Annotated in this window: 21 protein-coding genes; 17 read left to right on the top strand and 4 right to left on the bottom strand. The window is 42.4% G+C overall.

All coding sequences use genetic code 11. The annotated features are described in order from the left end of the window. Positions 1 to 135 precede the first annotated feature (135 nt). The 8 genes from N6H06_RS00545 (at position 136) to N6H06_RS00580 (ending at position 10,644) form a co-directional block, all read left to right on the top strand. On the top strand, positions 136 to 1,113 hold the full coding sequence (locus tag N6H06_RS00545) for a ring-cleaving dioxygenase (RefSeq protein ID WP_263705395.1): 978 nt from the start codon (positions 136 to 138) through the stop codon (positions 1,111 to 1,113). 624 nt (positions 1,114 to 1,737) lie between these two features. Further along, positions 1,738 to 2,346, top strand: a complete 609-nt coding sequence (locus tag N6H06_RS00550) for an HAAS signaling domain-containing protein (RefSeq protein WP_263705396.1) — start codon at positions 1,738 to 1,740, stop codon at positions 2,344 to 2,346. 379 nt (positions 2,347 to 2,725) lie between these two features. Continuing rightward, positions 2,726 to 3,436 (top strand): purine-nucleoside phosphorylase, encoded by a 711-nt coding sequence (gene deoD / locus N6H06_RS00555; protein ID WP_263705397.1) that lies wholly within the window; start codon positions 2,726 to 2,728, stop codon positions 3,434 to 3,436. Positions 3,437 to 3,908: 472 nt separating this feature from the next. After that, positions 3,909 to 5,129 (top strand): serine hydrolase domain-containing protein, encoded by a 1,221-nt coding sequence (locus N6H06_RS00560; protein WP_263705398.1) that lies wholly within the window; start codon positions 3,909 to 3,911, stop codon positions 5,127 to 5,129. A 668-nt stretch (positions 5,130 to 5,797) separates the two neighbouring features. After that, a complete protein-coding gene (locus N6H06_RS00565) occupies positions 5,798 to 6,985 on the top strand; it encodes a GTP-binding protein (RefSeq protein ID WP_263705399.1) in 1,188 nt (395 codons plus the stop codon). Positions 6,986 to 7,026: 41 nt separating this feature from the next. Beyond that, a complete protein-coding gene (gene rpsN, locus N6H06_RS00570; protein WP_263705400.1) occupies positions 7,027 to 7,296 on the top strand; it encodes a 30S ribosomal protein S14 in 270 nt (89 codons plus the stop codon). 459 nt (positions 7,297 to 7,755) lie between these two features. Then, positions 7,756 to 9,693, top strand: a complete 1,938-nt coding sequence (locus N6H06_RS00575; protein WP_263705401.1) for an endonuclease MutS2 — start codon at positions 7,756 to 7,758, stop codon at positions 9,691 to 9,693. Positions 9,694 to 9,795: 102 nt separating this feature from the next. Further along, positions 9,796 to 10,644, top strand: a complete 849-nt coding sequence (locus N6H06_RS00580; protein ID WP_062744760.1) for a DegV family protein — start codon at positions 9,796 to 9,798, stop codon at positions 10,642 to 10,644. A gap of 35 nt (positions 10,645 to 10,679) precedes the next feature. Here the strand turns inward: N6H06_RS00580 and N6H06_RS00585 are convergent, their stop codons facing one another. Then, on the bottom strand, positions 10,680 to 11,297 hold the full coding sequence (locus N6H06_RS00585) for a YdcF family protein (protein ID WP_263705402.1): 618 nt from the start codon (positions 11,295 to 11,297) through the stop codon (positions 10,680 to 10,682). 551 nt (positions 11,298 to 11,848) lie between these two features. On the opposite strand from N6H06_RS00585, the gene N6H06_RS00590 reads away from it, so the two are divergent. The 3 genes from N6H06_RS00590 (at position 11,849) to N6H06_RS00600 (ending at position 13,121) form a co-directional block, all read left to right on the top strand. Continuing rightward, entirely contained in the window at positions 11,849 to 12,187 is a 339-nt protein-coding gene (locus N6H06_RS00590) for a PadR family transcriptional regulator (RefSeq protein WP_094424491.1), read from the top strand. Beyond that, on the top strand, positions 12,180 to 12,863 hold the full coding sequence (locus N6H06_RS00595; protein WP_212954633.1) for a DUF1129 family protein: 684 nt from the start codon (positions 12,180 to 12,182) through the stop codon (positions 12,861 to 12,863). The genes N6H06_RS00590 and N6H06_RS00595 overlap by 8 nt, the downstream gene beginning before the upstream one ends. A 75-nt stretch (positions 12,864 to 12,938) precedes the next feature. After that, the gene (locus N6H06_RS00600; RefSeq protein WP_263705403.1) at positions 12,939 to 13,121 is read left to right on the top strand and encodes a hypothetical protein; all 183 of its coding nucleotides are present in this window, start codon (positions 12,939 to 12,941) and stop codon (positions 13,119 to 13,121) included. A gap of 292 nt (positions 13,122 to 13,413) precedes the next feature. Here the strand turns inward: N6H06_RS00600 and N6H06_RS00605 are convergent, their stop codons facing one another. The 3 genes from N6H06_RS00605 to N6H06_RS00615 form a co-directional block, all read right to left on the bottom strand. Further along, entirely contained in the window at positions 13,414 to 14,064 is a 651-nt protein-coding gene (locus tag N6H06_RS00605; protein ID WP_062744768.1) for a DUF4352 domain-containing protein, read from the bottom strand. A 660-nt stretch (positions 14,065 to 14,724) separates the two neighbouring features. After that, positions 14,725 to 14,943, bottom strand: coding sequence for a hypothetical protein (locus N6H06_RS00610; protein WP_062744770.1), 219 nt, complete (start codon positions 14,941 to 14,943; stop codon positions 14,725 to 14,727). A gap of 261 nt (positions 14,944 to 15,204) precedes the next feature. Further along, entirely contained in the window at positions 15,205 to 15,363 is a 159-nt protein-coding gene (locus tag N6H06_RS00615; RefSeq protein ID WP_176471735.1) for a hypothetical protein, read from the bottom strand. 406 nt (positions 15,364 to 15,769) lie between these two features. Here N6H06_RS00615 and N6H06_RS00620 point away from each other — a divergent pair, with 406 nt between their 5' ends. The 6 genes from N6H06_RS00620 to N6H06_RS00645 all read left to right on the top strand — a co-directional run bounded on the left by N6H06_RS00620 (position 15,770) and on the right by N6H06_RS00645 (position 21,134). Continuing rightward, positions 15,770 to 16,915: an MFS transporter gene (locus N6H06_RS00620; protein ID WP_062744772.1), complete on the top strand. Its 1,146-nt coding sequence runs from the start codon at positions 15,770 to 15,772 to the stop codon at positions 16,913 to 16,915. Between the two features lie 229 nt (positions 16,916 to 17,144). Then, on the top strand, positions 17,145 to 18,134 hold the full coding sequence (locus N6H06_RS00625) for a YncE family protein (protein ID WP_263705404.1): 990 nt from the start codon (positions 17,145 to 17,147) through the stop codon (positions 18,132 to 18,134). Further along, a complete protein-coding gene (locus N6H06_RS00630) occupies positions 18,124 to 18,804 on the top strand; it encodes a response regulator transcription factor (RefSeq protein ID WP_062744774.1) in 681 nt (226 codons plus the stop codon). The genes N6H06_RS00625 and N6H06_RS00630 overlap by 11 nt, the downstream gene beginning before the upstream one ends. Continuing rightward, positions 18,801 to 20,219 (top strand): sensor histidine kinase, encoded by a 1,419-nt coding sequence (locus N6H06_RS00635; RefSeq protein ID WP_263705405.1) that lies wholly within the window; start codon positions 18,801 to 18,803, stop codon positions 20,217 to 20,219. The genes N6H06_RS00630 and N6H06_RS00635 overlap by 4 nt, the downstream gene beginning before the upstream one ends. Next, the gene (locus tag N6H06_RS00640; protein ID WP_263705406.1) at positions 20,216 to 20,644 is read left to right on the top strand and encodes a FixH family protein; all 429 of its coding nucleotides are present in this window, start codon (positions 20,216 to 20,218) and stop codon (positions 20,642 to 20,644) included. The genes N6H06_RS00635 and N6H06_RS00640 overlap by 4 nt, the downstream gene beginning before the upstream one ends. Positions 20,645 to 20,741: 97 nt before the next feature. Then, complete coding sequence (locus N6H06_RS00645; RefSeq protein WP_062744779.1) at positions 20,742 to 21,134, top strand: DUF1259 domain-containing protein; 393 nt, start codon at positions 20,742 to 20,744, stop codon at positions 21,132 to 21,134. Positions 21,135 to 21,143: the final 9 nt, after the last annotated feature.

Consider the following 21,143-nt stretch of genomic DNA (forward strand, 5'->3'; position numbering starts at 1 on the left):
TTGAATTTACTCTCAACTGGTCTTTTTAATGTCCGTTTTTTGTTTCATACATTTGGATTTGAAAAGGTTATTGACATTTATTTCGAATTTAATATAATTGAATTAGAGATAATTAACTGAAAGGGGCCATGCCCAATGAACGGTTTAAAAGGCATCCATCATGTAACAGCGATTACAAGCAGCGCCGAAAAAATTTATGAATTTTTTACGTACGTGTTAGGGATGCGCCTTGTTAAGAAGACAGTGAACCAAGACGATATCCAAACATACCATTTGTTTTTTGCAGATGATAAAGGCAGTGCCGGCACAGACATGACTTTTTTTGATTTTCCAGGCATACCAAAAAGCTCCCCTGGCACAGATGAAATTTATCAAACATCGTTCCGCGTTCCAACCGATGAGGCGCTCTCTTATTGGGAAAGGCGGTTTGACCGTTTAGCCGTTAAACATACAGGCATTAAAACGCTTTTTGGGAAAAAGACGCTGGCATTCGTTGATTTCGACGAGCAACGCTACCAATTGATTTCAGATGAAAACAACCAAGGGATTGAATCTGGCACGCCGTGGCAAAAAGGACCTGTGCCACTTGAATATGCGATTACTGGCTTAGGTCCTATCTTTATTAGAGTGGCCAACTTTGATTTCTTTAAACAAGTATTGGAGCAGGCGCTTTTCTTTAAAGAAATCGCTGCAGAAGGTTCGCTGCATTTGTTTGAAGTCGGAACAGGAGGGAATGGGGCGCAAGTCATCGTGGAACATAATAACGTTCTTCCCCGGGCCCGCCAAGGCTATGGTGCTGTCCACCATGTCGCTTTTCGTGTCGAAGACCGAGTTGTGCTTAATCAGTGGACGGAACATATGGAGAAGCTTGGCTTCCATACTTCTGGTTATGTAGACCGTCATTTCTTTGAGTCCCTTTATGCACGGGTCTCACCGCAAATTTTATTTGAATTTGCAACGGACGGACCTGGTTTTATGGGCGACGAACCGTATGAAACGCTAGGCGAAAAGTTATCTTTGCCGCCATTTCTTGAAGCGAAGCGTGAGTACATCGAGAGTGTCGTTCGACCGATTGACACAGTTAGAAGCAACAAAACGTTTAAAAAAGAGTAAAGCCATGAGAAACACATTTAAAGAGCAAGCAACAGCTCAATGATTTGAAGAATACTGGCGTATGGTTGAAATTCAAACAACAGGTGTGCCGAAACCATTAGTGAAAGATATGAACAATGAGGGAAAAACATTTAATTTCTTGGTTGGCTTTTGTCCAGCCTCTTTTTTATGACGAATTGTACTCTGAAGTGCGCCTAAAGAAAGACAGCTCATGGAACCCTCGTGTAAGATGTTCGTAACCACACAAACCATCAAGCGCACGTATTGAAACGATGGCTCAGGCAAGAAGAAGCACATTGAATAATTTGGAACACAACTATATACCAATGGTATATAGTTGTGTTATGACTAAAGGTAAATGGATTACACAATACCGAAAAGAATTTATGAATTGGCTATCTTAATGTTACTGAACAAAAAAGATATGCATGGATATTTCGAAGGAGTTGAAAAAAACAGAAGTATTGAGTATAGCTGGAGGGGCGATTTATCCAATTTTAAATTGATTACATGAAAAAGGATGGATTATTTCTTATGTAGAGAAAAAAGAGAAAGGAAAAGGTCCCGAACGTAATTTGAACAAAGAAATAACGGCTACAGAGCCTGATAGAGGAGGGAAAATAAATGACGATGAATTTTATTGAGGAATACACCGAGAAGTTATCTAATTATTTATGTGATCTACCCCCCCATGCCCGAAATAATGTGATTAATGAGATTAGACAACATATGCAAGATTTATCATCTGAACTTGAGGACTCTGGTTATAGTAAAGGAGAAATTGCGACTGAATTATCAAATGAATTTCTAACACCTCAAAAATTAGCTGGTAAATACATTGAAGAATATAAAAGTTCGAATGCTGAACTAACAGAAAAAATGAATGGAACGACTACGTATACCCTAATTTTGTTATTAGGCGGTCTAGTTGCATTCATAGTTCCTATATATCAAAGCACTGTCAACTTATTTGCGTTAGTTCCATTTTTAACTTCTTTTGTTTTAGGATTAGTTCTCATAAATAAAAAGAAACATTTAATAGCTAGTAAATCATTTAAACAGAGTAGGTTGATGCTGTGTTCAATAGTAGGTCTTGGCTTAGCTGCGTTTTCTCTAGGGCTTATAATAAATGATAATTTCCGAATCGTTTTTTCATTATCAGTTTTATTTCTATTTCTCATAAGTAGTTTAGTATCTTTTGTAAATATAAGAATTATTTTGAAGGATAATTAATTACATGCTACTGTAAAGGCTAAGTCACAAGCTACTTCGCAACCAATTCCAACTGAAGGGCTAACTCAGCGGAAGCGTGGCGGCCAAGGGCATAATGTGTATGTTTTTCAACTAATTGACACACGGGTTTCGAGAAAATTAACACAACGAGAAAACGAGAAAAACCTTACGTACATAAGTAATTCAACAGGATGTTCAGGAAGCGAAGCTATACGTAAAAGAGGTCAAGTACTAGATGCAACAATTGCACGCGAATCCGTTCCTGTTTCTTTAGTGCTCATTGCGTGAACGATTTGATTTTACTATTATGGAGAAAGAACGGCTGACTATACTGCTTTTGGAAGAATGTGTGTCTATAAAAGCTTAAAGGAGATTGGCAATGACAGAATTCAAACAAACCCCTCACATTAATGCAAAAGGAGAGATCGCGGAAACGGTCCTTCTTCCAGGAGATCCGCTCCGGGCTAAATTTATTGCCGAACGTTTTTTAACGGACGTCGTCCAATTTAATAGCGTCCGCAATATGTTCGGATTTACCGGCACTTACAACGGCAAGCGTATTTCTGTCATGGGAACAGGAATGGGAATGCCGAGCATGGGCATTTACTCGTATGAGCTCATTCATATGTTCGGCGTTAAAAATTTGATCCGTATTGGGTCATGCGGCGCCCTTCAAGATAATTTGAACTTGTATGACGTTATTCTAGGAATGGGTGCATCAACCAATTCCAACTATGTAAGCCAATATCACTTGCCAGGTACATTCGCGCCGATTGCTTCTTACTCGTTGCTCGAAAAAGCGAAAAAAGCGGCAGACGAAAAAGGCGTGCCTGTCCATGTCGGCAACATCCTTTCCAGCGACACATTTTATAATGCCGATAAAGACGCAGCAGGAAAATGGTGTGATATGGGAATTTTAGGCATTGAAATGGAAGCGGCGGCCTTGTATATGAATGCTGCACAGGCTGGCGTTAATGCGCTTTGCATTTTGACAGTAAGCGACCATATATTTAAAGAGGATGAAACAACTGCTGAAGAGCGGGAAACCTCGTTCACGAACATGATGGAAATCGCCCTAGAATTAGCCTAGTTGTACAAAGCCCGAGAAAACCACTCTCGGGCTGTTTTATTTGTTTGAAAAGCAATATCCATCGTCTTTTAAAAATAAACTAGTTAACAATATAGAACTACATACTATTGCGAAAAAGTATTAAACAGAGAAAATAAGTGTATGTAGTTAATGTTTTTTGAAGGAAAACATAGCCTTTAGCGGGAAGGCGTATCGCAGATGGGGTAGCATTGAGGACCTTAGAAAATAATTATAATCAAATAAATAACAGACTATAGTGTGAATATGTAAGCAGTGATGTTTATTCCACTAAAGGCCATTTTCTGGAATAATAAATTTAGGAACTTAGAAACTTTGTAAAGATATATTGAAAACTATCTTTTAAACTAACGTAAGCAAATAATTTTAAAAAAGCGATTATTATCAAGGATTTCTAACTCTCTAAGGAACATTTTGAAATGCAGTTTCGTATAAATACTGTAGGAGGGGTTAGATGGAATATACAAAAATACAGCTGAATAATGGTTCGCTAATAAACGGTTATGTTAAACAGGGTTTTGAGAAAGTAAGACTGGAATTCATTAAAAACTTTAATGAAAGAAGAGAGCTAGGTGCAGCTTGTTCCATTTATTTGAAAGGTGAGAAGGTCGTTGATTTATGGGGTGGGATAAAAAATCATAAAACAAAGGAAGCCTGGGAAGAAGATACATTGGTAACGGTTTTTTCTTCTACAAAAGGTTTTTCAGCACTTGCAGCTGCTATTGCACATTCCAAAGGATATTTTGAATATGATGAAAAAGTATCTTTCTATTGGAATGAATTCGGTCAAAATGGTAAAGAAAATATTACAATTAGACAGTTGTTAAACCATCAAGCGGGGTTAAGCACTATTAAGGATCTTCCTCTAAATAAAATCGGAGATTTCGATACTAGTAATATAATAACCGAATTGGAAAAGAAAGGGCCGGATTGGGAACCAGGGACTAGACATGGATATCATTGTTGGACAATTGGCTGGTTAATTAGTGAACTAATTAAAAGAACAGATCCTAAAAATCGTTCACTAAGGGATTTTTTTCAAGATGAAATTGCTAAACCTCTAAAAGCGGAATTTTATATTGGTTTGCCAGGTTATATCGATGATTCTAGAATGTCTACTATTAAAGGAGTTAGTTCTGTATTAGATTTATTTAAAAATTTCCATACACTTCCGAGGAGTTTATTAATTGCATTTATGAATCCTAAATCATTAACTAGTAAAAGTATGGTTGATTCTAAAAATATACTAGCACATTCAAATTTCAATACTAGAGAAATGCGGCAAATTGAATTTCCTTCTGGCAATGGTATAGGTTTAGTTCGCGATATGGCTAAAATATATAGCGAATTTGCAAATGGTGGTCTTATTTTAAATCTTAATAAGGATACTCTTGAAGAAATGATGAGTAAACCTGAGCCAACTCAGTATGGATTTAAAGATGTAGTACAAACTGTTGATACTGCTTTTCAAGTAGGCTTTTTTAAACCAATAGAGTCAGGTTCAAATTATGGTTCTTCTAAATGTTTTGGTCACCCAGGAGCAGGTGGTTCATTTTGTTTTGCAGACCCAGAAAATAAAGTAGGTTTTGCTTATGCTATGACAAAAGTGGGGATGTATATGTTTGATGATCCCCGTGAATTAGCTTTGCGGAATGCTTTTTATGAGTGTTTATAATAATATTTACTTTTTGTCATTAAAGTGTAGCCTTAGCGAAAGAATAAGGTGCAAATATGTTAGTTATTCCAATATAGGGCGCGATAGTTGTGGTGGAAAATTTAATGTTGGAGAAGTAAATGTGGTCTTATGTTGTACAAACAGGATAGATACAAGCAGGTATAATTCCTGTTTATCTGTCCTTTTCTTAATACATTATACTTAGATATTTATATATCAGATTCTTTAAATTTTACCGACTTTTAATAAAATAAAGGGGTTTTCTTTTTTTCGGTGTTATTCCTAAGAGAATTAATAACTAGACAATAGGAATTATATGACATCAATGAATCAAAAGAAGAACAAGAGAAAAAGGAAGATGTACCAATTCTTTGTAGGTATTGATATCGGGCTTCATTCCACGTTGCAGCTTGTATCCCCTATGGCAATTGGACATATGATTGGGAAAATTGTGCGACTGTTATACATATGCTTAAAACAGGGTAAAAATGCGATTCTAAAATACACGCAAAAGCAACTGGGATTCAGTTTATGATTAACATTCTAATTTGGACTAGAGATAGCACTACACTACATTATAGGAGTGTGCTGTCTACAAGACGGTTGCGAAATGTTCGTTTATCTGTTATAATTCGTAATCATTACGATTTGTAATTAGGAGGCAGCAAATGAACGTACCTGTGACTGTGTTAAGCGGTTTTTTAGGAGCCGGGAAAACATCCGTGTTGAACCATGTGCTGAATAACAGAAAACAGCAGCAGCGGATTGCCGTGATAGTCAATGATATGAGTGAAGTCAACATTGATGCTGATTTAGTAGAGCGAGGGGGATTTTCGCGGTCAGAGGAAAAACTGGTAGAGCTGTCTAATGGTTGCATTTGTTGCACATTGCGAGAGGACTTGCTCGTTGAAGTCAGGCGTTTAATAGAAAACGGGGACATCGATTATCTATTAATCGAATCAACAGGCATCTCAGAGCCTGTTCCAGTTGCACAAACATTTACGTATGAAGATGAAGGGACAGGCATCGATTTAAAAACATTATGTACGCTTGATACGATGGTGACGGTTGTCGATGCATACCGCTTCTGGAAAGATTTTGATTCAGGCGAGACGTTGCTAGACCGCAATCAAGGCACAGACGAAACAGATGAACGCACAATCGTAGAGCTGCTCGTCGATCAAATCGAATTTTGTGATGTGCTGATCGTGAACAAGGTTGACTTGCTCGAGGAAGAAGAAGTGAATAAACTTGTTTCTTTTTTAAAACATTTGCAGCCCCATGCAAAAATCATTAAAACGGTAAATGGGGAAGTAGATCCGAACGAAATTATGAACACAGGATTGTTTAATGAGGAGCAAGCGATGGCCCATGAAACATGGGAGAAGGAATTGGAAAATGAACATGTTCCAGAAACCGATGAATATGGCGTCTCTTCTTTTGTATTTAGAGATAGAAAGCCATTTCATCCGCTGCGCTTTAAACAGTGGTGCGACCATTACCCTGACGAAGTGACACGGGCAAAGGGGACTGTTTGGGTAGCAAGCCGCAAAGAACTGGCACTCCAGCTGTCGCAAGCGGGACCGCAAGCTGTCTTGCAACCCCTTGCGTATTGGATTGACAGTTTGCCTGCGGCTGAAAAAGTCTATATGAAGCAAAACCATCCGGATATCGCTAGCAAATGGGATGACCGTTTTGGTGACCGTATCAACGAAATCGTATTTATTGGCATCGACATGGACGAAGCACAAATTCGAAAAGAACTGCAAGAATGCCTGTTGACCGATGAGGAGCTTTCGCAAGATTGGAGCCAGTTTGTCGATCCGTTTCCGTGGGTGGTTTCACGTGCTAATTAAATCGTAATAATAATGATTTTCAATTTAAGGAGGCCAGAAAAATGGCGAAAAAAGCAAAAGTACAAAAGGAATTAAAACGGCAAGAACTTGTTGCCCAGTATGCTAAAAAGCGGAGAGAACTTAAAGAAAAGGGCGACTATCTTGCACTTGCAAAGCTTCCGCGGGATTCTTCCCCAAGCAGATTAACAAGAAGATGCCGGAAGACCGGCCGTCCACGCGGCGTTTTGCGCGACTTTGAATTGTCTCGGATTGCTTTTCGGGAGCTAGCCCATAAAGGGCAAATTCCTGGTGTCAAAAAAGCAAGCTGGTAAAGAAGGGCATTTGCTCTCCTACATTATGTAACCCCCAGGTCAGATTACGCCTGCTGTATGTATGGCAGGCGTGAGCTGTTTTTTTGTTACACGTGGAACATCGATTGACATAACCGTTTCCTGGTGGTATGTTGAAGAGGTATTAACCTTCATAGAGGGGGACATTTTTATGTATCTGGTGGTTCTTAACTAATCCGTAATTGGATAGCTGGAAAGCGCAAAAAACGCAGCAGTTGAGCGTTTCTTTAGCTTGCGCGTTTTCAGAACAGTTAAGAACACGTGATCATAGCTAAAAGGATAAATTTGCTATGGCGTAGTGTCATGGTTTTTTTGCGTTGTCAAAAAAACAATGGCTACTTGCCATCTGTTTACCTTGCTGTCATGAGCGATTGTTCATGGCGGCTTTTTTGTTGTTATGGAGAGTAGCTAAATGATCAAACTTCAAAAGGAGGAAATTACATGAACGAACAGACGCTTGACGCACTTGGTTTTTATGAACTGCTTGCTGATATCGCTGCTTATGCGCGAACAGAAACAGGCAAACAAGCAATTTTAAACATGTGCCCCCTTTATGAGCGGAACCGATTGGACCAGCAGTTGAACGAAACAAGAGAAGCAATGGCCATTGTAGCGAGGAGCAGCAGTGTGCCGATTCATTCAGCCAATGAACTAGAAAGTTATTTGCAACAAGCCCATAAAGGGCTCTATATTCGTGCCGATCAGCTTACGCATGTCATTTCTTTTCTAGACCATTGCCGAAAATTAAAACGGTTTATGAAAGACAAACAAACGATTGCCCCGATTGTGAGCGCTTATGCGTTTTCAATTGGCGATCTTCAAGCGTTGGAAGATCGCCTAAGCGCGTGCATACGCCTTGGCCAAGTGGATGATCATGCTTCAAGTGATTTGGCTTACGTCCGCCGGCAACTGCAAATCATTCAAACAAAACTAAAAGACAAAGCCCAACAGCTTGTCAACAATAAGCGTTACGCTCCTTACTTGCAGGATAAAACGATTGTGGACAGAGGGGGGCAACTTGCTCTAGCTGTAAAAAAAGAGTTTCGCACAAAAGTGGAGGGCACGGTGGTTGACCAATCAGCTTCCGGGGCAACACTCTTTATTGAGCCAACTGCTTTAGGCGAAATGCAAGAGGAACGGGCACTGCTGCAAATCGCTGAAGAGGCGGAAGTAGAACGAATTTTATATGAGCTGACTGAAATGGTGCTCAACCATGAAACGGAGATTCACATCGCTATCGAAACGATGCACCACTATGATGTCCTATTTGCCAAAGCGAAGTATAGCGCTTCGATTGACGCTACCGTTCCCACATTGAATGAAGAATACAGGATTGACTTACGTAATGCTCGCCATCCAAAACTTGGCGACAAAGCTGTCCCTCTCTCTATAAAAGTGGATGAGCACGAACGGGCCCTTGTCATTACAGGCCCGAACACAGGCGGGAAGACGGTGACGCTTAAAACGGTTGGCTTGCTGACGTTAATGGCGCAAAGTGGGTTGCCGATTCCTGCTGAGCCAGAGAGTTCGATTGCGATTTTTCGGCAAGTGTTTGTTGACATTGGCGATGGGCAAAGCATAGCAGACAACTTGAGCACATTCAGTTCAAGAATGGTCAACATTATTGCTATTTTGCGCCAGGCGAATGACCAGTCGTTGATCCTCATTGATGAACTAGGTTCAGGCACAGACCCAGGCGAGGGGATGGCGCTGGCAACGGTCATTTTAGAACAGCTCTTTCAAAAAGGAGCAACGTTGATGGCAACGACCCATTACAGCGAAATTAAACAATTTGCTACGAGGACGCCTGGATTCGTAAATGCAGCGATGGAATTTGACATGGCCACACTTGCGCCGACATACCGCTTAATTATTGGGGAAAGCGGAAAAAGCCAGGCATTTGATATTGCGATCAAACTAGGTTTGCATCCGAAAATGGTTGAACGGGCCCATATGCTCACTTACGAAACAGAACGTTCATACTCAGCAGCATTTAGTGACGAACAATTAAAACAAGCAGCTTATCAGAAACAAATAGTGGCCAATAAATATGCTCGGACGAGAAAGAAAACGCCGCAAAAAGCAGGCCAAGAAAAGCTTGCCTCCTTTCGACAAGGAGACGCGGTGACAGTGATTGCGACAGGTGAACATGCAATTGTCTATAAAGGGCCTGATAAAAATGGAAATTACGTTGTGCAGGTAAAGGGGGAAAAACAGGAGCTGAACCATAAACGGCTGAAGCTAGCGATTCCGGCAACTGAGCTGTATCCGCCTGATTATGATTTTGATATTCTGTTTAAAAGCAAAGAATACCGGGAAACGAAAAAACAAATAACGAAAAAACATGTAGACGGTTTGACGCTGGAAGAGGAAGACTAAGGAAGTCATTGCCCCCTCTGCTCCGCGTTTACACGAACAGCAGCAGTGTGTCATACTAAAAGTAAGGCTTATTTTTGAGAAGTCCTAGAAAGGGAGGTTTGGATGGCCAACATAAAAATTGTCACTGACTCTACTTGCGATATAGATAAACAAGAAATGGAACGGCTTGGCATCACCGTTGTCCCTCTTTCCATTGAAATTGGCGGAAAAACGTATCTCGACGGTGTCGATATAACCAAAAAGGAATTTGCGACACTCCTTACCGCTGGCGGTGCCTTGCCGAAAAGCTCACAGCCCCCAGTCGGCGTATTTATGGATGTGTATCAGCGTCTACTTGAGGAAGGAGAAGAGGTACAAGTCCTTTCTCTTCATATGACCGAGGCGTTGAGCGGTACCGTACAATCTGCACAAATGGCTGCAGCAGAAATGGACGGACGCGTTACAGTGGTAGACTCCCATTTCATCTCCACTGCCCTTTCCTTTCAAGTGAAAGAAGCAGCGGAAATGGCGGCTGCCGGGGAAACATTGGAACGCATTTTAGCGGAAATTGAACAAATTCGTGCAAAGACGTCATTATATATAGCCGTCGATACGCTTGAATACTTGGCAAAGGGCGGCCGGATTGGCAAAGGCAAAGCATTGCTAGGTTCGTTGCTAAAAATAAAGCCAATTGCCGCTCTGAAAGAAGGCACGTACACACCTGTTGCGACCAAACGGACTTACAAGCAAGTAGTGGAGTTTTTTACAGAAAAATTCCATCTAGAGACGGCTGGCAAAAAAATTGGCGCTGTCGGCATTGCCCATATTGAAGCCGAGCAGCTTGGCAAAAAAATCGTTGATAGCCTGAAAAAGGTACGCGCCGACCTGTCTGTGTCCATTCTCGAGACCTCTCCGATTATTAGCACGCATACAGGTCCAGGGGCCATTGCGTTAATGTACTATACACGTTAGCCGCAAAAATAGCTTATGCGAACGCATAGGCTTTTTTAGCGGCTGTTTTCACTATAAAGGGGATATTCTTTAATAATGCCCTGTTGTACATATGAAATGAGTTTCCGTGCTTCTGTTTCTACCCGTTTTCTCCCAAAAGGAGAGAGGTGCCAGTTTTCAGCAGTTGTGGTTTTGTCGTCGACTGGACAAAGAGAGTATTCGATCCAGCTTGGCATGTATGTCCGCATCATCAAATAGACTCGTGGCATATGGTAAGACGCGGTAACAAGGAGCAGCCGCTTGATTCGGTGCAAGTCAATAGCCCGGTCGAGCACAAGCAAGGAGGCGAGCACGTTTTCTTTCGTGTGGAGCGAGCGATCTTCCACAAGAATATCTTTGGCAGCAATCCCGAGTGACAATGCTTTTGTTTTCATCAGTACGGCTTCTGGCGTTTTGGTCTCGTCCCAAGAGACGCCGCCAGAAAACAATAGTTTCCTTGCCCGGCCCTGTTTATAAAGCTCAACGGCTTTAGGCACACGATACTCGACCGCTCTGCTGCTGCCAGGGACGAAAATGCAGTCACCGCTTTTGCCGTCATCTTTTTTGTAATCGTAAAGGAGCTTCGTTAACTGCTCGTCAGTAAGGGTAGCCGGATCGAGTTGCGAGATTTTCATCATCCACCTCCAATAGATGAAGCCATGCAACTTGTTTTCTTTGTATCTATCTTTTATTATCCGTGGCAATGCCTGCTTTTTCAACTAAATGCGAATAGGCTATTCCCATCGAGATATATTCAGCGATGTTTTTACAAACAATCGGCTAAGTCGACCTAATATAGAAATATGCGAACGAGCTCGTTCGTGATTACGCGTTTCGATAAGGCAGTTTGTGGAGTTTGGCGCGCACAATGGGGTTCTTATTGATAACCGCAAGTCCGCCTTGCAACTTTGATTCTATGTTTGTCTTTTCAAAGTATGCATAAAAAACCTCCAACCAAAGTTGGAGGCTAAAGGGGGAGTTGGGGAATACAGCTTTAGTATTCCCCAATTGCTCTGTTTTATGCATCTTTTTCTATTTTTTTCTTGATAAATTTTTTGCGACCTACAAAAAATGTTGACGAAATCGGCAAATGAGGATATAGTTAAACCAACTACTTTGCATTGCAAAGTAGTTGGTTTAACCCTTACTATCTTGCATAACAAAGTAGAGGGGGAAGGAGTAGAAAATGGCAATAAGAAGCCAGCTGCTTAAAGGAGTATTGCCAGCATGCATACTAGCAGTGATTGACAGGCAGCCCGTTTACGGTTACGAACTCGCGCAAAAACTTGAGGAAAGCGGCTTGCCAGAAATTAGCGACGGTACGATCTATCCGATCCTTTTGCGTCTACAAAAACAGAAGCTGGTTTACAGCGAAATGAGGCCATCTGAAAGTGGCGGCCCGAAACGCAAATATTATTTTTTGACAGCTGAAGGAAAAAACGAATTATTGCAAATGCGGGCGGAGTGGGGAGCAATTGCCAACCCTGTGTCAACAATGTTAAAGGAGGACCAAGCAAATGTTTAGAAACAATCGAAAGGAAATAAAGGCGTTAATTGAAGAAAACAACCGCTTGCGCCAGCAACTCACACCAGACAACTTAAAATTGTACGAAGATATGATGCTTTATATTCGCACAGACTTGCGGCTTGCAGAGTATGAAAGTGAACAGATTTTGATGGAAATGTTGCATCATATTGTAGACAGCCAAAAGGATGGAAAAACGGCGAAGGATGTATTTGGAGGCAACCCGAAGGACTACGCAGAAGAATTAATTGCAGAACTGCCGCGAGAAAAGAAACGGAATGTCGCCCAATTTATCATTGCCCAATTCGTTGTCCTGATCGGCATTGTTAGTTTGGTAGAAGGGCTTGGCAAGTTGGTTTTGCCTTTATTCGGGCTGAAAGCTCCTGCCGTCGTAGCGGGAAGTTTGATGGTTACGTTAATGATGATCGCTGTTTTCGCGAGCATCGCCATTTATTGGATTTTTAAACAAATAAGGAGAAATCTCTTTACCGAACGGGCAAACTCAAAATGGCAATATGCACAAGCAGGATTGATCGGTGCTGTTGCTTTTATGGCCATGGTCGGCATTGCATTTCTATTGCCAGATTGGGGCATTCCTCTTGCTTTTGCCTGGTGGACATATGTACTAATCGGTCTGTTTTTGCTCATTATTGGAAAACGTCTGCAAGCTGCTTAAAAAACCGGCTGAACAGGCTTCTCCGTTTAAAGAAGCTCGTGGATGCTAAATTTGGAAATAGAGGAGGTATTCAATATGTCTACAGAGGTGTTTACGATCATAGCGATCTTTTCTATTGTGATATGGATAGCGGTGTCCCAAGAGGCTGTAAAGCCCTCAAAAAAAATAAATTGGCAAAAAATGATAACATTACTATCGGCTGGCTCCTTATCCACAATCATTCTAGCGATTTCGCTTTTTCAACAGCTTCCATTGTAAATCGTTAACCATTGCAGATGTACAAAAAGGGAGCTTCCTCAGCTTTGGGCTATATAGCTTTTGGGGAAGCTCTCTTTTTTATCGTTAGAATGATCTCTTATTCTTCGATTACTCTTTTGCTCATTTTGAAAAGCGGACTGCTCTCTTTAAAAGCCTTTATGTAAAGTCTGTTAACGTCTTATTCCAAGAGTTCAATAAAGTCTAAGAACGAATAAACGCCAGAGGCTTTGACCGCACTTTTAAGAGGTATCATGCTCAATATTACGTGGGGGATTGTCCCAATCAATGATGATTACGCTTCATTTTCAATTTCACTGGCTTTAATCGACCAAATAACTTGATTACTACTTCCAGCTGCAACGTTACCCGGGTCTTTTCTAAAATAGTACTCATCGGCGTCATAAACAAATGTAACAAATTGACCTGACATTTCTTCACCGGGAGCAATTACTCCTGACATTTTTTCTATACTATCAAAATGCTCCGATGCATCTGAGAAACCACTACCATCAAGATAATCTGTTACTTCAAGTGAATGCAATAAATCTTCAACTTTCTGTTCTTCTTCACTTGTGTTTTTAACAGTCAAATCTAATAGGATGAATCTATCTAATTCTGAGGATGCGCCATCAATAGTATCTTCTAGCTTCGCTGATACTAACGTAACCTCATATGTTCCTAATGTCGTATCAAATGTTCCTGTACCACCAATTCCTAAATCTAGTTGATCATCGGACTCAACATCGACTCCTACATCCGAAGATTCCTCATCCTCTGTTGTTTCAGATTTCTCGTCTATACCATCGTCTTTTTGACTATCACCCTCCAAAGTAGATTTCTTTTGCTCATTATTTTTGTCGAGATCTTGAGTATCATCCCCACAAGCAGCTAAACAAACCATCATTACAAACGTCAACGTAATAAGTGTGATCGTTTTCTTCATATATTTTCACCTCTATCATTTTGTTAATAAGAAAAATTAACTTTTTTTCTAAAAAAACTCACTGTAGACCATAGTCTTACAGTTGTAGTAGTTTCTGTTGTTACGTAGTTGGAATTTCTCTTAAATCATTACCAGTGTCATTATCAATTTTCTTTGATGGTGTTATCGACTACTTCATTTCCTGTGTATTTTCTCCAGCAACTAATACATATATTATCAATCACTGCACCACCCCTGCTTTTAAAGTTTAGCGCGTACTTCCGCATTTTTGCTTTATTGACTTTTTGGCATGCCATAGTCCAGTAGGAGAGCAGAAGCATATGAGCGTGTCCTGTAGCTTGTCACCTTCTATGATTTTCCACATAACTAGCATAAAAGAAGACACTGCGATATTCAACTGTCGTTATTTTGTTTAATATAAAAGAGGGAGAAAAAAAGGACCGGCAGCCCCTATGGCTGTCGATCCTGATTGTATAGTTTTTAAGGGTTTACTCAAAATAAGCCACAAGTTTTGAAAGCGTCATGTCAAGCAATTCTTTGTACTTGATATCGTAAACATCGTTATCATGCTCAATGAATTTTTATTTGACAGTCCGCTCTCCTGACTGGTCAAAAACATGAAATGAAATTGCACGTCCCCCTTCTTCTTTGAAACTGCAATCACTTCAAATAAATCTGCAAAGAGACATTTTGATTCCCGTAAGACCATACGCTGTTCTCGATTTTAAAATGATCGGCAAACGATTCAATCCACACTTGTTTGGCGTGTAGCAACGCTGTTAATTGAGCGGAGTTAAGCGTTACTTCCTCTACTTGTTCGTTCTTTTGGAAAACAAATACGACTTTTACAAAGTCTCCTTGATTCGTGGCAACACTCATTTTGCTTCCTCCTTTTGTTTATTCATTACTTTCCCATACGGATAATAAGAAAAAATGTTTCACGTTTTGAGCCTGACAATTGGCGTTTTTTCAATGGACGTTAAAGACGGATGGCTCAGAAAGAAAGAAGGAAATGGAACGTTTCACAGCGGTAAAGGAGGAAAGGATTAGAGAAGAAGAGGATCTACACAATAAAAAGTTGGGGATTCTGGCATCAGCTAGCGTACGGTATTAAAACACCGTTTACATGTGGATAGCGATTTAACGGGCGTTGTCGTTATCGTTGGCGCCTTGCAGGCCCTTTTTTAATAGATCATAAACGGCGCCTGAAAACGTCCTGATCTTATGTTGTTTTCGGTAGTCTTCAACACGTTGGACAAGCTCTTTTGGAAATTTGATAAGTTTTGGGACACGGTTCATGACAATAACCTCTTTAAATTTGGGATACTACTAAATTCACCATGATTGATGTCCTTCTGCTAAAGAAAATTTATAGCAGGCAGGCGGTGAATCAATCAAGGGAATGATCGATTTTTAAGTGAATCATACTCCTGAAAGAAATTCGTGTCAACACCCTGTTTGCAACCTTTTATTTCGCGTTCATTTGAAGGCGCTCCTTTTTGCTTTTTGGCATAAGCGAGCAAAAGCAATCTGAAAGTTTTTTAGAGAACTCAGCGCACATTTAACGCCAAAACATTGAAAAAAGTGTTATGATGGGTGTCGGATTACTTAGAAGAGCGAAATAGTATGCTTACTTATATGAAATAGGTTTTTTTTTGAAACGATTCAACTGGAATCGATTCTATTTGTGTAGGGAGATTGAAAGATGCGGACCATTTATTTGATTTTAGCGCTCATTTTAGCGTCTCTTAATATGCGGCCTGCGATTACGTCCGTTGCTCCGTTGCTAGATACCATTCAGCAACAACTAGGAATGAGTGGGCTGGCGTCAAGCTTGTTGACGACATTACCTGTGCTGTGCATGGGTATCTTTGCACCCTTTGCGGCGAAGATTAGTCAAAAGATCGGCTTGGAAAAAGCCATTTTTCTTTCTTTGTTGCTTTTAACTGCGGCCACCGCCGTGCGGGGAATCACAGGTTCAGTCATCGTCTTGGTTGGAACAGCTTTTTTGGCAGGAGTCGGCATCGGCATTGCCGGTCCGCTCTTGTCTGGTTTTATTAAACAGTATTTCCCAACGCGGCCAGGGCTTGTCAGTATCTACTCCGTCTCGATGGCAGCAGGAGCGGGAATAGCCGCTGGGTTGTCTGTGCCAATCTACAACAGTGCGAGCCACAATTGGGGTGTCGCTCTTGCTAGTTGGGCCATTCTTGGCATTGCGGCTTTAACGTTCTGGATCAAATTGGCGCTGCAAAAACGCACAGAAGTAACGGCAGCGAAAGCGAGATTGCCATTAAAAAACAAACGGGCCATTTTAGTGACATTGTTTTTCGCGTTAATGTCCAGTATGTTTTATTCAGTGACAGCTTGGATTGCACCAATTGTCCAAGATATGGGTTATAGCAAATCGACTGCTGCGGCGATGCTTACCGTGTTTACATTGATTCAAATTCCGACTTCGATGGTGTTGCCGACATTCGTTGCGAAATTTGGCCGTTTGACAACGGTGCTGGTTGGCTGCAGCATGCTCGAATTAGCTGGGATCGGCATTTTGCTCGCTGGGTTTCACCCCCTTCCTGCTGCCATTTTACTTGGCATTGGCGCCGGTGGGCTGTTCCCTCTCGCTTTAATGCTCCCGATTGTTGAAACCAATAGCCCCCAAGAAGCGAGTGCATGGTCCGCGATGAATCAAGGAGGCGGCTACATTCTTGCTGCGATCGGCCCCCTTGCGGTTGGCGCGATTTCCGATACGTTTGGCAGCTTTTACCCTGCCTTGCTTGCGATGGCGGTTGTTGTAGTGGCGATGGCAGCTGTACAGCTGCTATTAAAAAAGCATGGCCGGGCGATTGAATAAGGGTGCCTGTCTCTTGCAATTAAAAAGACGAGAGCAGCGCAAGAAAACCGTACTAGAGGATTGATCAAATTTTCCACAGTGCTTATTTCTTTCTTTGGCAAGGCGTCCAGATGTAGGCGCCTTGCTTTTTCATTCCCTTCTGGTATCGTTGAAATTGAGGAAAAGCATTCCCAGTTCTCACTTTCTTCACATTTATTCGCTATACTGGCGAAAAAGGAGGCGAAAACTCGTGAACTGGAAGGCAGTTATGCTAGTGGCCTCGTTCTGTTTTTTGTTTGCCGGATGCGATCAGAAGTCGCTTCCGTTGCCTGAGGGAAATGAACCATACGCGGTTGTCACCCATTTAAAAGAACCTGCTCTTGCTTTTCTAGAGAGTGGTCATAAACGCCCAGTAAGAACCGAGAAAATAGACGAGCCTTGGAGTAAAATTGTCAGTATCCATTCCGGACGCATGGTCGCTTTAGCGCAAACAGGGACAAAACTTTTGGCCATTGACACCATCAGCGGAACCGTTGACGAACTTGCCCAGTTTGATGAAGCCGTGACCGCAATGACAGCGCTTCCTGGCCGTGACGCCGTAGCGGTAGCCGATACGGACAACAGTGAAGTCAAGTTGGTTAGTGTGGAACATGGCGATGTAATGGGGACGTTTTCACTAGAGGGCTCCCCATCAGAGCTTTTGGCTGATGAAAGTGGACTGCTTTTTGTCCTATGTGCTGACAAAAGTGATGTTGCTGTATTTGATTTGGAGAAAATGGAACAAGTCATTTCTTTTCCAGTTAGCGAACGTCCAGCAGGGCTTTTTTTTGATGGCGAATTGCTATGGACTGGTGGGCACGGCCCCACAGGCAACTTAAATAGCGCGATTCGCGGTTATGAAGTGGCATCAGGCGAGATGAAGGCTGAGATTGAAGTTGGGTTGATGCCGATCGCAATGACAGGCAGTCGCAAGGAAAACGATTTTTATGTGGTCTCTCATGGCGACCATCACGTCTATAAAGTAAACCGTGCCACGCAAACGGTCGTTGCCAAAGCAGAAGTCGGGCAAAATCCTAATTATATTTATTTGTTTGGAAAAGAGTTGCTCGTAAGCAATTTTGACAGCGACACATTGTCCATATTGCAGAAGGACCCTTTTGAGTTGACAGATGAGGTGTCTGTCGGGGCAGGGCCCTATGCGATTTCCGTTGCCCCAGGGAGGGAAGAAGATGGGAGCTAAAACAGTGCTAGTCGTTGACGATGAGCCTGAGCTGCTTGAGCTTGTAGTTACCTATTTACGTAAAGAATCTTACCAGGCGCTGACAGCTGATAATGGCGCCGAGGCTCTTAAGCGGATTGAACAGGAAGCGATCGACTTGGTTATTCTTGATGTCATGATGGAAGGGATGGATGGCTTTCACGTTTGTGAGCGTATTCGGCAAAGGCATTCACTCCCTGTGATTATGCTGACAGCACGAGGCAATGAAGCTGATAAAGTCCGTGGCCTTAAAACCGGTGCCGATGACTACATGGTCAAACCATTTAGCCCAAAGGAATTAATGGCCCGTGTAGAGGCAGCGTTGCGCCGTGCGAATATGGATAAAAGGCGTGGCAGACGTCTTGTTTTTGAAGAACTTGAACTTGATAAAGACGGCCGGTCTGTAACCGTTGCTGGAACGCTTATTAGCCTGACAAGGCGGGAATACGAATTGTTGCTGTTTTTAGCTGAAAACGCGGGCCGCGCTTTTTCACGGGAGCATTTATTTGAGCGAGTATGGACAGATACAGCTGCTAGTTCGTTGCGGACGGTCGACACGCATATTAAAACGTTGCGCTTAAAGCTTAATGGGGCGGGCCGTTTTATCGAAACCGTTTGGGGTGTCGGTTATAAATTTGGAGGAAGCGAATGAAGCCCTTGTCCATTGGTACAAAAATTTGGCTAGCCATTGGCACTGCCGCGTTGGCCTTTGTCGTCTCTGGTGGTTTTTTAATCGCGTTTTTGTATGAAAAGCTTTATGTAGACGAACAACTTGGACAGTTTATGGAAGAGGGCAGCGCCATTGTGTCCTTTTATGAAAAGGAAGGTTTGTCGGAAGAGCTATATGAACGAGTGGAGTGGGCGAATGAAAGAAGCCGGGCTCAATTTTTACTGACAGATGATCCAATGGAATTGGCGAGCGGCGTCCCTTTTGCAGCCGATGAAGATGCACAGTTGATCACATTTGAGGAACGGCAAAGTCTGCTGGACGGCGAGACAGTTGTGATTCGTCGCGAACATCCTCGTTTTCAACAAGAGTTGCTAGGGATTGCCCTTCCGTTAATCAGTGAAAATAAATTAGAAGGCGCGATTTTTATTTCAATGCCATTAGCTGTTGTTTATGAGGCGTTTGTTGATATCCAGTGGGCGCTTTATGCAGCAGTGTTGTTTGCTGCTTTCTTTGTCATCGTTTCAGGCAAGCGCATGACGAAACATATTGTAGAGCCGCTAAGGGAAATGAAAGCAAGCGCCAAAGAAATGGAAAATGGCCATTTTTCAAAGCGTGTTGCTATTGGAAAAAGCCATGATGAGCTTGCGGAACTGGCTCATTCTTTTAATGAGCTTGCCAAATCATTAGAGCAAGTAGATCGAGAACGGAATGCGTTTCTGGCCAATGTTGCCCACGAGCTGAGAACGCCTTTAAGCTATATGATCGGCTATGCAGAGGGCATTCAGGAAGGTGTCATTGAAAGAAATAAAGGAATGGCCGTTATTGAAAAAGAGGCGAAGCGATTAGATCGCCTTGTCAATGACCTGCTTGATTTGGCTCAGCTAGAAGGCAACGATTACCGTCTAGACAAAGAGGCATTCCCATTTGCAGAGCTTGCTCGTGAAGCGGTAGCTACATTCGCTTGGCAAGCTGAACAAAAACACATCAAACTGGAACTTGAGTTGGATGAGGACAGCATTATTGATGCCGATTGGGACCGAATGCAGCAAGTGTTAACGAACTTGCTCGCAAATGCAATTGCTTATTCTCCGCCTTTTACAACGGTTACAGTACGGATCATTTCAAGCAACGGCTGGGCAGAATTGGTTGTTGAAGATGAAGGAGCTGGCATCCCTGAAGCAGACCTGTCGTCTGTACAAAAGCGTTTTTATCGGGTCAAGAAAGGCAGGAGCAGGCAGGACGGCGGTACGGGCCTGGGCCTTGCAATCGTGCAAGAGATTGTCGCCAAACATGGCGGCGCCTTTCAGCTAGTGTCACAAGAAGGGAAAGGCACAACAGCGACTGTACGCGTTAAAGAAGTCGATGTTGGCGCTTTTAAGGAAGGAGAACAAACATGAAGCAACGATGGTTAACAGCAACAGTACTTGGTATTGTCGCATTAAGCGGTTGTTCTGAGAAAGAGGAAACGCCTTCACTGTCGGCAGAAGCAATCGAGGTTGCTTTTGAAATGGCAGAAGAACAGCCTGTACTTGAAAACATTGTCCTTGAGGCGAAAGTCACTCAAGGAGACGAGCCTGTCGATGATGCAGAGGAAGTCGTCTTTGAAGTGTGGCCTTATGACGATAGGGAGGAATCGGACTTCCATGAAGCAAGCCATGCTGAATCAGGTTTATACCAAACGCCATTAGCGCTAGAGGAAGCGGGAATTTATATGGTACAAGTCCATGTGACTGCTCGAGGCATGCACGTCATGCCTACTCAGCCTTTATTTGCTGGAGAAATAAGCGAAAGCGAGATCGAACAGTTTGAGGAAGGAAATTAGGTCCCAATTAAATGCTCCCCCTGGAGTGGAGGGCAGTCCTTTTATGTTTATACATATAAATCACAAAGGGCGAATTCTGTGAGGGGGAGAAGTGGAGATGACAACGTTTTACTCGGCTTGTGAACAAGTAGGGGTGATTCTCGGGCAGAAGCCAACACATCAAACTGGCGTCTGCTCGGTCGATATTCCAAGAAGCTTACATGCAACCATTCAAGGGAGGCCAACAAAAGCCAGCCTCCATATTGGCGTCACGTTTGAAGCATTGGACCAAAATGGCACGGCATTGAATTTAGCAGAAATGGTGCTGTTGCAGGAAGAAGTGCCCGTTGTCGTCCGTGGGCTGGCAGAGCAAGGCGTCATTATTAGCGCGATCCACAACCATTGGCTTTTTACTGACCCTGTCCTAATGTATGTACACGCCCAGTCAGTGGAAGAACCGGCTTCTTTTTCACAAAAGATGAGCAACGTGCTTCGTCATATTGCGATTTAACAGCCAAGC

This window comes from Shouchella tritolerans (assembly GCF_025770735.1).
Lineage (GTDB): Bacteria > Bacillota > Bacilli > Bacillales > Bacillaceae_D > Shouchella > Shouchella tritolerans.

Bases quoted from the DNA above. Each gene is read 5' to 3' on its own strand.
- N6H06_RS00560 (WP_263705398.1), top strand. From the start codon at position 3,909: ATGGAATATACAAAAATACAGCTGAATAATGGTTCGCTAATAAACGGT.
- N6H06_RS00630 (WP_062744774.1), top strand. From the start codon at position 18,124: ATGGGAGCTAAAACAGTGCTAGTCGTTGACGATGAGCCTGAGCTGCTT.
- N6H06_RS00550 (WP_263705396.1), top strand. From the start codon at position 1,738: ATGACGATGAATTTTATTGAGGAATACACCGAGAAGTTATCTAATTAT.
- N6H06_RS00590 (WP_094424491.1), top strand. From the start codon at position 11,849: ATGGCAATAAGAAGCCAGCTGCTTAAAGGAGTATTGCCAGCATGCATA.
- N6H06_RS00575 (WP_263705401.1), top strand. From the start codon at position 7,756: ATGAACGAACAGACGCTTGACGCACTTGGTTTTTATGAACTGCTTGCT.
- N6H06_RS00545 (WP_263705395.1), top strand. From the start codon at position 136: ATGAACGGTTTAAAAGGCATCCATCATGTAACAGCGATTACAAGCAGC.
- N6H06_RS00595 (WP_212954633.1), top strand. From the start codon at position 12,180: ATGTTTAGAAACAATCGAAAGGAAATAAAGGCGTTAATTGAAGAAAAC.
- rpsN (WP_263705400.1), top strand. From the start codon at position 7,027: ATGGCGAAAAAAGCAAAAGTACAAAAGGAATTAAAACGGCAAGAACTT.
- N6H06_RS00640 (WP_263705406.1), top strand. From the start codon at position 20,216: ATGAAGCAACGATGGTTAACAGCAACAGTACTTGGTATTGTCGCATTA.
- N6H06_RS00615 (WP_176471735.1), bottom strand. From the start codon at position 15,363: ATGAACCGTGTCCCAAAACTTATCAAATTTCCAAAAGAGCTTGTCCAA.
- N6H06_RS00605 (WP_062744768.1), bottom strand. From the start codon at position 14,064: ATGAAGAAAACGATCACACTTATTACGTTGACGTTTGTAATGATGGTT.
- N6H06_RS00645 (WP_062744779.1), top strand. From the start codon at position 20,742: ATGACAACGTTTTACTCGGCTTGTGAACAAGTAGGGGTGATTCTCGGG.
- deoD (WP_263705397.1), top strand. From the start codon at position 2,726: ATGACAGAATTCAAACAAACCCCTCACATTAATGCAAAAGGAGAGATC.
- N6H06_RS00610 (WP_062744770.1), bottom strand. From the start codon at position 14,943: ATGAGTGTTGCCACGAATCAAGGAGACTTTGTAAAAGTCGTATTTGTT.
- N6H06_RS00585 (WP_263705402.1), bottom strand. From the start codon at position 11,297: ATGAAAATCTCGCAACTCGATCCGGCTACCCTTACTGACGAGCAGTTA.
- N6H06_RS00635 (WP_263705405.1), top strand. From the start codon at position 18,801: ATGAAGCCCTTGTCCATTGGTACAAAAATTTGGCTAGCCATTGGCACT.
- N6H06_RS00580 (WP_062744760.1), top strand. From the start codon at position 9,796: ATGGCCAACATAAAAATTGTCACTGACTCTACTTGCGATATAGATAAA.
- N6H06_RS00600 (WP_263705403.1), top strand. From the start codon at position 12,939: ATGTCTACAGAGGTGTTTACGATCATAGCGATCTTTTCTATTGTGATA.
- N6H06_RS00565 (WP_263705399.1), top strand. From the start codon at position 5,798: ATGAACGTACCTGTGACTGTGTTAAGCGGTTTTTTAGGAGCCGGGAAA.
- N6H06_RS00620 (WP_062744772.1), top strand. From the start codon at position 15,770: ATGCGGACCATTTATTTGATTTTAGCGCTCATTTTAGCGTCTCTTAAT.